The sequence below is a fragment of the Haloferax sp. s1 genome (genome assembly GCF_058382125.1).
Genome location: NZ_JBZRPK010000637.1, coordinates 1 through 11,207, shown reverse-complemented (window position 1 = coordinate 11,207; position 11,207 = coordinate 1). Strand labels below are relative to the sequence as shown.

14 protein-coding genes, 1 tRNA gene and 1 pseudogene are annotated in these 11,207 nt (G+C 62.4%); 6 read left to right on the top strand and 10 right to left on the bottom strand.

Features of this window, described 5'->3' with window-relative positions:
* A partial coding sequence (locus QT222_RS14165) for an NAD(P)H-hydrate epimerase (protein WP_491477530.1) occupies positions 1-497 on the top strand: 497 nt, incomplete at its 5' end.
* Positions 498-628: 131 nt separating this feature from the next.
* On the top strand, positions 629-2,281 hold the full coding sequence (gene thsA, locus QT222_RS14160; RefSeq protein ID WP_491477531.1) for a thermosome subunit alpha: 1,653 nt from the start codon (positions 629-631) through the stop codon (positions 2,279-2,281).
* A 156-nt stretch (positions 2,282-2,437) separates the two neighbouring features.
* Here the strand turns inward: thsA and QT222_RS14155 are convergent, their stop codons facing one another.
* Positions 2,438-2,641, bottom strand: a complete 204-nt coding sequence (locus QT222_RS14155) for a hypothetical protein (RefSeq protein WP_049917452.1) — start codon at positions 2,639-2,641, stop codon at positions 2,438-2,440.
* Between the two features lie 110 nt (positions 2,642-2,751).
* Entirely contained in the window at positions 2,752-3,033 is a 282-nt protein-coding gene (locus tag QT222_RS14150; protein WP_004058550.1) for a hypothetical protein, read from the bottom strand.
* 110 nt (positions 3,034-3,143) lie between these two features.
* On the opposite strand from QT222_RS14150, the gene QT222_RS14145 reads away from it, so the two are divergent.
* The gene (locus QT222_RS14145; protein ID WP_137685655.1) at positions 3,144-3,332 is read left to right on the top strand and encodes a hypothetical protein; all 189 of its coding nucleotides are present in this window, start codon (positions 3,144-3,146) and stop codon (positions 3,330-3,332) included.
* 1 nt (position 3,333) lies between these two features.
* On the opposite strand, the gene QT222_RS14140 is transcribed toward QT222_RS14145, so the two are convergent.
* Both QT222_RS14140 and QT222_RS14135 read right to left on the bottom strand, forming a co-directional pair.
* Positions 3,334-3,407, bottom strand: a tRNA-Arg gene (locus tag QT222_RS14140).
* A 43-nt stretch (positions 3,408-3,450) separates the two neighbouring features.
* Positions 3,451-3,828, bottom strand: coding sequence for a YccF domain-containing protein (locus tag QT222_RS14135; protein ID WP_004058551.1), 378 nt, complete (start codon positions 3,826-3,828; stop codon positions 3,451-3,453).
* 139 nt (positions 3,829-3,967) lie between these two features.
* On the opposite strand from QT222_RS14135, the gene QT222_RS14130 reads away from it, so the two are divergent.
* Positions 3,968-4,537 (top strand): AAA family ATPase, encoded by a 570-nt coding sequence (locus QT222_RS14130; protein WP_014732047.1) that lies wholly within the window; start codon positions 3,968-3,970, stop codon positions 4,535-4,537.
* Positions 4,534-4,950 (top strand): RNA-binding domain-containing protein, encoded by a 417-nt coding sequence (locus QT222_RS14125; RefSeq protein ID WP_004058553.1) that lies wholly within the window; start codon positions 4,534-4,536, stop codon positions 4,948-4,950. The genes QT222_RS14130 and QT222_RS14125 overlap by 4 nt, the downstream gene beginning before the upstream one ends.
* A gap of 39 nt (positions 4,951-4,989) precedes the next feature.
* On the opposite strand, the gene QT222_RS14120 is transcribed toward QT222_RS14125, so the two are convergent.
* From QT222_RS14120 to QT222_RS14105, 4 genes are all read right to left on the bottom strand, one after another.
* A complete protein-coding gene (locus tag QT222_RS14120; RefSeq protein ID WP_491477529.1) occupies positions 4,990-5,982 on the bottom strand; it encodes a nucleoside recognition protein in 993 nt (330 codons plus the stop codon).
* Positions 5,983-6,054: 72 nt separating this feature from the next.
* Positions 6,055-6,615, bottom strand: a complete 561-nt coding sequence (locus QT222_RS14115; protein WP_004058556.1) for a magnesium transporter — start codon at positions 6,613-6,615, stop codon at positions 6,055-6,057.
* A 1-nt stretch (position 6,616) separates the two neighbouring features.
* Complete coding sequence (locus tag QT222_RS14110) at positions 6,617-7,198, bottom strand: magnesium transporter (RefSeq protein WP_004058558.1); 582 nt, start codon at positions 7,196-7,198, stop codon at positions 6,617-6,619.
* A gap of 100 nt (positions 7,199-7,298) precedes the next feature.
* Entirely contained in the window at positions 7,299-8,693 is a 1,395-nt protein-coding gene (locus tag QT222_RS14105) for a signal recognition particle protein Srp54 (RefSeq protein WP_004058560.1), read from the bottom strand.
* 180 nt (positions 8,694-8,873) lie between these two features.
* On the opposite strand from QT222_RS14105, the gene QT222_RS14100 reads away from it, so the two are divergent.
* Positions 8,874-9,491 carry a LysE family translocator gene (locus QT222_RS14100; protein ID WP_491477528.1) on the top strand — a complete coding sequence of 206 codons (618 nt, stop codon included), beginning with the start codon at positions 8,874-8,876 and terminating at the stop codon, positions 9,489-9,491.
* A gap of 89 nt (positions 9,492-9,580) precedes the next feature.
* Here QT222_RS14100 and ftsY read toward each other — a convergent pair whose 3' ends face one another.
* Together ftsY and QT222_RS14090 are read right to left on the bottom strand one after the other, a co-directional pair.
* Positions 9,581-10,975, bottom strand: a complete 1,395-nt coding sequence (ftsY, locus tag QT222_RS14095; RefSeq protein WP_004058564.1) for a signal recognition particle-docking protein FtsY — start codon at positions 10,973-10,975, stop codon at positions 9,581-9,583.
* A 21-nt stretch (positions 10,976-10,996) separates the two neighbouring features.
* Positions 10,997-11,207: pseudogene (locus tag QT222_RS14090) on the bottom strand (prefoldin subunit alpha); the annotation flags it as partial.

Genomic DNA, 11,207 nt, shown 5'->3' with positions numbered 1-11,207 from the left:
GTATCGACGTGACGGTCGTACTCGACAGAGCAGACAACGAGCTGACCGGCGCAGCAGCGCGGCAGCGACGTATTCTTGCAGCGACGGACGCGGCGGTCGTTTCTGGAGGACACAGAGAGATAGCACACCATCTCGAAAATACCGAGGTTGTCGTGGACGCGGTCGTCGGCTACGGACTCACCGGCCCACTCCGTGGGACGGTGGCGACGCTCGTCGAATCCATCCCGGAGGATAGTCGCGTTGTTTCGCTCGACGTTCCGTCCGGAATCGACGCAACGACCGGTGACTCGCCGGGTATGGTGGTTGCCCCCGACACGATACTCACGCTGGCGCTCCCGAAGACCGGATTAGTCGGGACGGAGGCGGCTGCTGGCGACTTGCTCCTCGCCGACATCGGGATTCCTCGCGGCGTGTACGACCGACTCGATATCGACTACACTGACCCCTTCGACGGTGCACGTCGCGTTCGGCTGCAACCCGTTGATAAACCCGACTAACCGACCGCCAACGTCGGGGTGTCACCCCCACACTGTGTTGCGTTTTAACATACCACTAAGCACAACATTTTTATAGAATCACAAACAATCAGGCGATGTCTATGAGCCAGCGAATGCAGCAGGGTCAGCCCATGATCATTCTGGGTGAAGACTCTCAGCGTACGTCCGGACAGGACGCACAGTCGATGAACATTACAGCCGGCAAGGCTGTCGCCGAGGCCGTACGCACCACGCTCGGCCCCAAGGGGATGGACAAGATGCTCGTCGATTCGTCGGGCCAGGTCGTCGTCACGAACGACGGCGTCACCATCCTCAAAGAGATGGACATCGACCACCCCGCGGCCAACATGATCGTCGAAGTCTCCGAGACTCAGGAGACCGAAGTCGGCGACGGCACGACGACGGCCGTCATCATCGCCGGCGAACTCCTCGACCAGGCCGAGGACCTCCTCGAATCCGACGTCCACGCGACGACCATCGCGCAGGGGTACCGTCAGGCCGCCGAGAAGGCCAAGGAAGTCCTCGAAGACAACGCTATCGAGGTCACCGAGGACGACCACGAAACCCTCCAGAAGATTGCCGCAACGGCGATGACCGGTAAGGGCGCAGAGTCCGCGAAGGACCTGCTCGCCGAACTCGTCGTCGACGCCGTGCTGGCCGTCAAGGACGAAGACAGCATCGACACGGACAACGTCTCCATCGAGAAGGTCGTCGGCGGCACCATCAACAACTCCGAACTCGTCGAAGGCGTCATCGTCGACAAAGAGCGCGTCGACGAGAACATGCCCTTCGCCGTCGAGGACGCCGACATCGCCATCCTCGACGACGCACTCGAAGTTCGCGAGACCGAAATCGACGCCGAAGTCAACGTCACGGACCCCGACCAGCTTCAGCAGTTCCTCGACCAGGAAGAAAAGCAGCTGAAGGAAATGGTCGACCAGCTCGTCGATGTTGGCGCCGACGTCGTCTTCGTCGGTGACGGTATCGACGACATGGCGCAGCACTACCTCGCGAAGGAAGGCATCCTCGCCGTCCGCCGTGCCAAGTCCTCTGACCTCAAGCGTCTCGCCCGCGCCACGGGCGGCCGTGTCGTCAGCAGCCTCGACGACATCGAAGCCGACGACCTCGGCTTCGCCGGCTCCGTCGGCCAGAAGGACATCGGCGGCGACGAGCGCATCTTCGTCGAAGATGTCGAAGACGCGAAGTCCGTCACGCTCATCCTCCGCGGCGGCACGGAACACGTCGTCGACGAACTCGAGCGCGCAATCGAGGACTCCCTTGGCGTCGTCCGCACGACGCTCGAAGACGGCAAGGTGCTCCCCGGTGGCGGTGCCCCCGAGACGGAACTTTCGCTCGTCCTGCGCGAGTTCGCTGACTCCGTCGGCGGCCGCGAACAGCTCGCTGTCGAGGCATTCGCCGAAGCGCTGGACATCATCCCGCGCACCCTCGCCGAGAACGCTGGTCTCGACCCCATCGACTCCCTCGTCGACCTCCGCTCGCGTCACGACGGCGGCGAATTCGCCGCTGGTCTCGACGCCTACACGGGCGAAGTCATCGACATGGAAGAAGAGGGCGTCGTGGAGCCCCTCCGCGTCAAGACGCAGGCCATCGAGTCCGCGACCGAAGCCGCTGTCATGATTCTCCGCATCGACGACGTCATCGCTGCTGGCGACCTCTCCGGTGGCCAGACTGGTGGCGACGACGACGAAGGCGGCGCACCCGCTGGCGGTATGGGCGGCATGGGTGGCATGGGCGGTATGGGCGGCATGGGCGGTGCGATGTGAGCGTCCCCGGATAGGACACATACACCCACCACCTGACTCGCGCATCGACTCGAATCGTCGGCCCGATTCAGAACCGTATTTTTCTTGGACTCGACCGGAGAGCGACTGCGACGAAGATACTGAACCGAGGTCACTCAGCGCTGCACAGGCCGGTATCTACTCGGACGGTTGCTTGTCGATGTGGTGAACCGCGCTCGGTGAGATGAGTCTCCCGCTGGATACTTCGACCCATCCATTGGCGAGAATTCGAACGGGGCCTTCGTGCAGTATCGTCTCTTTGTCCGCGTCGCCGTAGACGACGGCGTTATCCATTGTTTGTTCGAAGAAATCGTGCATCGGGGAATTAGGGCTGAAGACCATAGTGTCAGTAACTACCCGTCAATTGAAGAGTGTTTGTCACGTCTAAACGGTGAGGTTGAGACAACGGTAGTTGCCGTGAGTGAGTCGAGATGAGCCCCACGACAGGAGGATTACGTCTGTTTTGAAACGTCCCGTGGAGCGCGTCCGAAGAGATACTCAGAGATAAGCAACGGCACGAGGAGTAGTGCGAGTACCAGCATGAGCAATTCAACGTCCACGGGAACGGCCTGCGTGAAGCCGAAATAAGAAGCCAATAAGAGAAGCCCCACGATGAGGTTCAACCCGTGAAGGACGGTGTTCAACCGCCCCCGGTTGGCGAAATTGGACACCAGATTGTACACGAGGACCCCGAGAACCACCATCGCCGCAAGTACGCCAACGACATCCATCATATCTGAAATTGTTCTCCCGAAGCAATAATATATTGATTATCTAACTACTCTGAGAAAGAGTTCCAGTAACCCGCGAGAAGGCTACAGCCGCGATAGAGGTTCAGTTCGCGTTGCTCACGCGACGAGATTCGAACCTCGGTCGCAACAAGTTGCTCCCTGATTCGAATCCCGCGCGGACGGTTCGACACGTCTTGCTGTCGCTCGGTGGACCAACACAAACGCAAAAGGGCGCGACGGGAGTCCCACGAGGCACCGCCGAGTGGGACTCAGGAGCGCCCGCGAAGGAGCAACGCGACTGAGCGGGCGCGACGGGATTCGAACCCGCGGCCATCGGATTAGAAGTCCGACGCTCTGTCCAACTGAGCTACGCGCCCTCGACTCCCACAAATCGGCCCTGCAAGAAAAACGAATCGGGTTCTATCCATCAAACCGATACAACGACGTGACCGCGGGCAACCGATGCAGCATCCAGATGCCGACCGGGAGTCCGATAATCGTGAGCGTGAAGAGGACCGCCACGTTCGCCCACAGCCAACCGAGCCACCAGCCGACGAAGACGAAGTAGACGGCGCGGACGAGCACGGACCGCTGGCCCCGTGCTGGTTCGCCTTCCAGACGCGCTGTCGGCTCTTTCAGCGTCAACACCGTCGGAACGAGGTTGACGAGCGCGACACCGAGAGGGATACCGATGATGGTCGCGTTCAGGAGCCACGCGACGTTGACGACGGCGGGGGTTGCCCACCAGCCAACGAATACGAACCAAAGCGCTCGGACGACGAGAGTCCGCTGTGTCATAGTGAACGTACGCGACGAGAAACGAAAAGGAGCGGGACAAGACGGAATGCGTGTCGACCGCCGATTCAACACGCCCATTTCGGCCGCTCGGAGCGACGTGAAGGGAGGGTTTAACAGCGCCAACGCGGTATCACCGGCTATGAGAGTCATCGGGACGGTCGGTTTGCCCGGAAGCGGCAAGGGCGAACTCGCCGACGTCGCCCGCGAAGCAGGCATCCCCGTCGTGACGATGGGCGACATCATCCGCGAGGAGTGTCGCCGCCGCGGTCTCGACCCCGCGACGGACCACGGGAAGATAGCGAAGGCCCTCCGCGAAGAGGAAGGCGACGACGCCATCGCGGCGCGCTCGCTGCCGGTCATCGAAGAGCATCTCGAATCGAACGACGTGGTGCTCGTCGATGGGCTTCGGTCGGACGTGGAACTCGACCGCTTCCGCGAGGCCTTCGGCGACGAGTTCGTCCTCGTGAGCGTCGAAGCACCGTTCGAGACGCGCGCCGAGCGCCTGCTCGACCGCGGGCGCGACGCGAGCGACACCGACGTCGAGGCACTGAAACAGCGCGAAGCGCGCGAACTCGACTTCGGGATGGGTGAAGCGATGGACCGCGCCGACGTGGTTATCGAGAACACCGGCACGCTGGAGTCGTACCGCGAGACAATCACCCGCCTGTTCGAAGACGGACCGGGGGCGGTCACGGAGGCCGACGCATGATTTACAGCGTCGACGTTCGCATCGAGGCTCCCGTCCGCGACACCGAGGTAACAGACCGCGTCGGCGACGCCGTCGAGAACCTTTTCCCGGGCGTCGAACTCACGCACGAACCGGGAAAGCTCGTCGGCGAAACCCACGAATTAGAGCGCTTTTCCGAGCGCCTACACGAGCAGACCATCCTCGATACGGCCCGCCGGGAGTTCGCAAAACGCCGTGACGACGAGGGATTCTCGTTCGCACTAAAGAAACAGGCCGCGTTCAAGGGTGTGGTCAACTTCTCGGTCGGCAAGCCCGACGAACTCGGCGATATCGAAGTGCACGTAACCGTCCGCGACCCCTCCGTCGAGGAACTCATCGACTACATCGCGCCACCGACCGAAGACGGGCGGCCAATCGACCCCGAAGACCGCTGAGTCGCCGTTTTCAGACGTTTTTACGCTAGGCCACGTAGGTCACGCCACGAGCACGGCGACCGCGGCGGCGATGAAGACGACCTTCAGCGCCGTGTTGACGGCGATAACCTTCGAGCCGAACTCGGGGCCCCAGATGCCGTACTGGAAGGGAATCGACCGCTTGAACGTCGAGACGGCAAAGGAGATGATACCGCCGATGAGCATCGTCGCCACGGCTTGCTTCGGCGTGAACGTCTCGCCGATGGCCGGCGCGATAGTCGCCGCGCCGGTGGTCGTGTCGAACGCGAAGGCGACGACGACCGGCACGGCCGCCCCGGGCAACCCGACGAGGGCGGTCAGCGGTTCGGCGAGTGTCGTGAACGATTCGAGGTCGGTCGTCCGGAGGACGAGCGTGACGAGCACGTAGACGACGGCGAGTCGCGGGACGATGCGACGGAGCTTCTTCCACGTACTCCGGACCGCATCCTCGACTGTTGCTCGTACCGACTCGTCGCTGTCGGTGTCGAGAACAGAGTCAGCTGTGGCGATTTCGCCCGAACCGTCGGTCTCGGCGACGGCCACGGGGGCAGTACTCCGGTCGGAGAGGAAAACTGCGCCAGCGAGAACGCCCGTGATGGTGATTGCGAGGGCAATAGCCGCCCGCGCGCCGACGTACATGAACCCGACTTCGCGGCCGAGGATGGGGATGAGAACCGGCCAGTAGAACGTGAAGATGTGCTGGACGAAGCCGAAGAACGTGTTGATGGTGACAGCTATGAGAGTCGCTCGGTCGTCGAGGACGCCGGATTCGCGGAACTCGGCGAGCATTCCGTACCCCGCCGTCGTGGATGCGGCGGTCGTGACGATGGCCGTCCCAACCTCGTCGGGGAGGTTTGCAGGACTCGTCAGATACCGAGAGAGACCGGCGATTCGCTCGACGAGACCGAAGACGACGACGAGATTCGCCGCGAAGACGCCGACGGCGATGTACGCGGCGATGCGCACGACTCGCGGGAGGACCTCGAAGAGTACCGGAAGGATGGCCGACTGCACGGAGAGTTCTCAGGTCCGAATAAACTAATCGCCGTCGGTCAGAGCCACCCGTCGCCGCTGGGCGGGCGAGGACTAAATGAATAGCTGCGCCACGACGAACAAAACGACGACACCCAACACGTCGCAGACGTTGGTGACGACAGGGATAACGACGTCGTCGGGGTCGAGACCGAACTGATAGGCGAAGTAGGTCGCGGTGAACGTCACTAGAATAGCCAAGATGGCGAGCGAAATCCCGCTCAACAGGGCGACCCAGATGACCGTAGCGAAGGTCAACGCGGGGTCGCCGGAGACGACGAGTGTCGCGAGCCACGCGCCGGCACCGATAACGGGAAACATGGTTACCGCGAGCGCGAGCGTCGCGATGGCGTTTCCGGCGAGTTCGTCGTCACTAGGCGAAAACGTGAGCGTCCCGAGGTGAAACGACGTGGAGAGTCGCGCTGCGAGAACGCTTCCGAGGTTGCCCGCTGTTCCGATGGTGACCGGGACGAGCACGAGAAGCGACGGATACTGGAGCAACTGCGCCTCGAAGCTTCCGAGGACGAGACCACTTCCGAGTTCGACGAGCGTGAGCACGAGCAAGACGGGAAGCATCGCTCGCGTGATGGCGCGGACGGTCCACTCGGTGGGCACGTCAGAGCACCCCCGCGATGGCGAGGACGGTTCTAACCGCGATGAGTAAAAAGAGGATACCGAACACGTCGCCGGTCGTCGTCACGACGGGACCGACGATAGTGTCCGGATTTCGGCCCCGCCGATAGCCCGCGAAGACGACGGTGACGACGACGACGGTGAGAACGATACCCGAGAGCAATCCGGCGACGATTGCGATGCCGACGAGAATCGAGAGTGGAGCGACAGTACTGCCGAGGAACGAAAGGAGGAAAAACGCAACTACGGCGGCGAAGGTGCTCGTCAGCACTCCGTTTGCGAGGGCGGCCGTGGTGGCGGCGCGGAGCCGCTTGTCACCGCTGGTTACGTGCGGTTCGACGAGACCCTGATGGAGTCCGGTTGCGATGCGAGCACCGAGCGAACCGTAGACGTTGCCGCGGGTTGCGAGCAGTGCGGGAACGAGAACGAGCAATCCCGGAACTGCTCGAAGTTCGGCGCGCATGCCGCCGAGAACGACGCCCGCGATGAGGCCCCCGACGAGACTCGCCGCGAGTGCAGGCAAGGCTTCCTTATAGGCCTCGACTGCAACGTCTCGCACCGTCATTGTCGGGTGCGACGGCCTCGAACGTTAAAAGTCGGCGGTATCTCACACGTATGGCCGGTGTGGCACGGGTCGGTAACGGTGTTATGGAAGAACTGAAAACTCAGAACGGACCCATACCGCCGAGACCACCCATGCCACCGCCGCCGCCACCTTGCTTCTGGAGCTTCTTCATCATCCGCTGCATGTCGCCATCGCCCATGCTCTGGAACTGCTTGATGGTCTGTTCCATCATGCGGTGCTGTTCGAGGAGTTCCTGAATCGTCTCTTCGTCCTGTCCCGACCCCTGCGAGATGCGTTTGACGCGGGAGGCACCGACCTTCCGGGGGTTCTCCAGTTCCTCTTCGGTCATGGAGTCCATGATGACCTCGAACGACCGCATCCGGTCTTTGGTCACGTCCATCGCGTCGTCCGGAAGTTGGTCCTTGATTCCGCCGCCGAAGCCCGGAATCATGTCGAGAACCTGGTCAAGCGGCCCCATCTTGTTCATCGCCTCCATCTGCTTTTGCATGTCCTTGAGGGTGAAACTCCCCTGCATCATCTCCTCGGGGTCCCAGTCCTCGTCTTCGGCCTGGGTCTCGGACATGGCGCGTTCGACGCGCTCGGAGAGCTGTTTCAGGTCACCCATGCCGAGCAGGCGGGAAATAAAGCCGTTCGGCTCGAAGCGCTCGATGTCCTGAACGGTCTCACCCATGCCGAGGAAGCCGATGGACGAATCCGTCTCGTTGACGGCGGTTAGTGCACCGCCACCCTTCGCCGTCCCGTCGAGTTTGGTGATGACGACGCCGCCGATGCCGATGGACTCGTCGAACTGCTGGGCCTGTTCTTTGGCACCCTGTCCGATTGCCGCGTCGAGGACGAGCATGTTCAGGTCGGGCTGGACGACCGATTCGATTTCCTCGATTTCGGCGATGAGGTCGTCTTCGAGGGCGTGGCGACCGGCCGTGTCCACGATGTGAACCTCGGCGTCTTCGGTCGCTTCGAGGCCGTCGCGGGCGATTTGGACCGGGTCGTCGCAGTCGGGGTCGCCGTAGAAGTCGACCTCGGCGCGCTCACACATCTGCTTGGCCTGGTCGTACGCACCGGGGCGGAAGGTGTCGGTCTGGATGACCGCCGGGCGAAGGCCCTTCTTCGAGAACCACCACGCCATCTTGGCGGAAGTGGTCGTCTTCCCCGACCCTTGCAGACCGGCGAGCATGATTGTCTGCGATTCGAGCGGAATATCCGTAGATTCGCCGATGAGACCGACGAGTTCCTCGTAGACGATTTTCAGAACGTGGTCGCGAGCGCTCGTACCACCCGGCGGCTCTTCTTCGAGCGCACGGGTCTTGATGGAGTCAGAGAGGTCCATGACGAGGCTCACGTCAACGTCCGCAGAGAGCAAGGAGCGCTGTATCTCCTTGACAATCTCCTGGACGTCGTCCTCGTCGAGGCGGGACTTACCCCGCAGCTTATCGAGACTGCCGCGGAGAGAACTCCCGAGATTATCGAGTACCATTGTCCCCTCCTACGCCGTCGCGTCGGTAAAGGCTTTATCCGTCGCGTTTGCGAGATAACATCACACACCCATACAACACCACACATCTCTGGATGATAGTCGACCGAGGACGCAAGCAACTGAACTCAAGTGCTTCCTGAACCCTGTATTCTTTCTCTCCGAGCAGTGTACGCCCGGTAGATGACGAGCCTCGCGTTCGGACTCACCCTCGGGACCTACCTCGCGTTTTGCGGCGCAGCGGTCGCACTCATCCTCGCTCCCGGTCCCGACACGATGTACGTCCTCGCCCGCGGCCTCGACGGGCGCGAGTCGGGTGTCCGGTCGGCGTTCGGCATCGCAACCGGCGTCCTCTTCCACACGAGTCTCGCCGCGCTCGGTGTTGCCGCGCTCTTCCGTGCGGTGCCCGAGGCGGCGACCGCCCTCCAGTACGTCGGTGCAGCCTATCTCGTCTACCTCGGCGTCGTCGCCCTTCGAAACGACGAATTCGACCCGTCCGTCGAAAACCAGCGTGGGGCGAGTTTTCGCCGGGGCGTCCTCGTGAACGCGCTCAACCCGAAGGTTGCGCTGTTCTTCCTCGCCTTCCTTCCCGGGTTCGCAAGCCGGAGTTCGGGTGCAGGGGTCCAGATGGCGTTTTTGGGCGCGACGTACGCCGTACTCACAGCACTCTATCTCTCAGTCGTCGCGCTCGGAGCCGACAGACTCGGAACCGCCCTCGCAGAAACCCGCGTCACGAGCACCCTGAACTACGTGGGAGCGGGGACGATGCTGTTGCTCGGCATCGTTCTTGCACTGGAATAGAAGGGATGACGGACTGAACGACGGACCGAAGTTGTGGAACCGGTGAAACCGGTACAGCCGGTGCAGTCGGTGAAACCGGTTGTTTCAGTTTACTCCTCTTCGCCGAGGAGTCTGTCGACCATCGCTTCGGGGTCGAACCGCTCGATGTGGTCGTAGCCCTGTCCCACGCCGAGGAACAGGATGGGCTTACCCGTGACGTACGCGATGGAGATGGCCGCGCCGCCGTTAGAGTCGGCGTCGGCCTTCGTGAGAATCGCGCCGTCGATGGCGGCCGCGTCGTTGAACTGCCGGGCGCGTTCGACCGCATCCTGTCCGGCGACGGCCTCGTCCACGAAGATGGTGAGGTCCGGGCCGACGACCCGGTCGATTTTCTCCAACTGCGCCATGAGGTCGTTCGACGTGTGGAGTCGGCCGGCCGTGTCGCCGAGGACGATGTCGATGTCGTGGGCCTCGGCGTACTCGACGGCGTCGTAGATGACGGCCGCCGGGTCACCGCCCTGCTCGTGGGAGATGAGTTTCTTGTCGAGCGCGTCCGCGTGCTCGCGAATCTGCTCGTTCGCGCCGGCACGGTAGGTGTCACCGTTGGCGAGCACCGTCGAGTAGCCCTGTTTTTCGAAGTAGCGGGCCAGTTTGGCGATGGTCGTCGTCTTCCCAACACCGTTGATGCCGGTGAAGATGAGGGTGACAGGCTTGTCCGCCTCGGCGATGCGCTGGTCGAAGTCGAACTGTCCGACGCTGATGACTTCGTAGAGTGCGTCGTGAAGCGCCTCGGAGACGAGTTGGCCGGTACTGTTGACCTGCTTTCGCGTCTCGCCGAGGAGTTTCTCGCGGATGGTGTCGAGAATCTCCTCTGCGACCTGCATCTCCACGTCGCTCTGGAGGAGCGCCATTTCGAGTTCCCACAGGGGGTCTTCGAGGTCTTCTTCCTCGATAACGACTTTCCCCGTGGCGAAGGCGGCAGCACGCTTCAGTCGGCTTGCGTTGGACGACGAGTCGTCTTCGGCTTCTTTCGATAGCGCTGCTTTCGCCGCGTCGGAAGCGAGCGACTCGGGAACGTCGTCCTCGGAATCGTCGTCAGCCTCGGGAACATCGTCGGCCGCGGCCTCGTCTGTTCCGGAGTCCGGCATCGTCTCCGACCGAGCGGTCGCTTGGGAACCCGACGTATCGCCGGGCGGTTCGGCTACCGGCCCGTTTCCGGCGTCGGTGTCAACCGCGGCGGCGTCGGCGTCGGCCGCGTCTGCATCGGCGTCGACTGTCTCCGAACCGGCGTCGGCCGTCTCGGTGTCAGTCTCGACAGCGTCCGAACCGGTCTCGGTCGCCGTCGTCTCAGTGGCTTCGGCATCTGCTACGTCCGCCGCCGGTTCGTCGAGTTCCGCTTCCGCGTCGGCCTCAGCGTCCTCAGCGGCCGCTTCGGCTTTCTCTTCGGCGGTATCTTCGACGTCTTTCCGGAAGCTGTTGAGTTTCTTCTTCAGTCCGTCGAACATCTGAATAATGGGTTGTTGGGATTACTCGTCGTCGCCGTCGTCGCCCTCGCCCTGCATCTGCTGCATCTGCTGCATCTGCTGTTGCTGCATCTGCTGTTGGGCCTGCATCGCCTGCTGCTCGATTTCGTCGCTCTCTTCTTCGAGGTCTTCAATCTGACCGCGGATGCTGGCGATTTCCTCGTCGAGCATGTCCTGCTTGCGGCGCAGGGCTTCGATGGCGGCCGTCTGGTCC

Bases quoted from the DNA above. Each gene is read 5' to 3' on its own strand.
- QT222_RS14105 (WP_004058560.1), bottom strand. From the start codon at position 8,693: ATGGTACTCGATAATCTCGGGAGTTCTCTCCGCGGCAGTCTCGATAAG.
- ftsY (WP_004058564.1), bottom strand. From the start codon at position 10,975: ATGTTCGACGGACTGAAGAAGAAACTCAACAGCTTCCGGAAAGACGTC.
- QT222_RS14125 (WP_004058553.1), top strand. From the start codon at position 4,534: ATGATTTACAGCGTCGACGTTCGCATCGAGGCTCCCGTCCGCGACACC.
- QT222_RS14100 (WP_491477528.1), top strand. From the start codon at position 8,874: ATGACGAGCCTCGCGTTCGGACTCACCCTCGGGACCTACCTCGCGTTT.
- QT222_RS14150 (WP_004058550.1), bottom strand. From the start codon at position 3,033: ATGATGGATGTCGTTGGCGTACTTGCGGCGATGGTGGTTCTCGGGGTC.
- QT222_RS14110 (WP_004058558.1), bottom strand. From the start codon at position 7,198: ATGACGGTGCGAGACGTTGCAGTCGAGGCCTATAAGGAAGCCTTGCCT.
- QT222_RS14130 (WP_014732047.1), top strand. From the start codon at position 3,968: ATGAGAGTCATCGGGACGGTCGGTTTGCCCGGAAGCGGCAAGGGCGAA.
- QT222_RS14135 (WP_004058551.1), bottom strand. From the start codon at position 3,828: ATGACACAGCGGACTCTCGTCGTCCGAGCGCTTTGGTTCGTATTCGTT.
- QT222_RS14155 (WP_049917452.1), bottom strand. From the start codon at position 2,641: ATGGTCTTCAGCCCTAATTCCCCGATGCACGATTTCTTCGAACAAACA.
- thsA (WP_491477531.1), top strand. From the start codon at position 629: ATGATCATTCTGGGTGAAGACTCTCAGCGTACGTCCGGACAGGACGCA.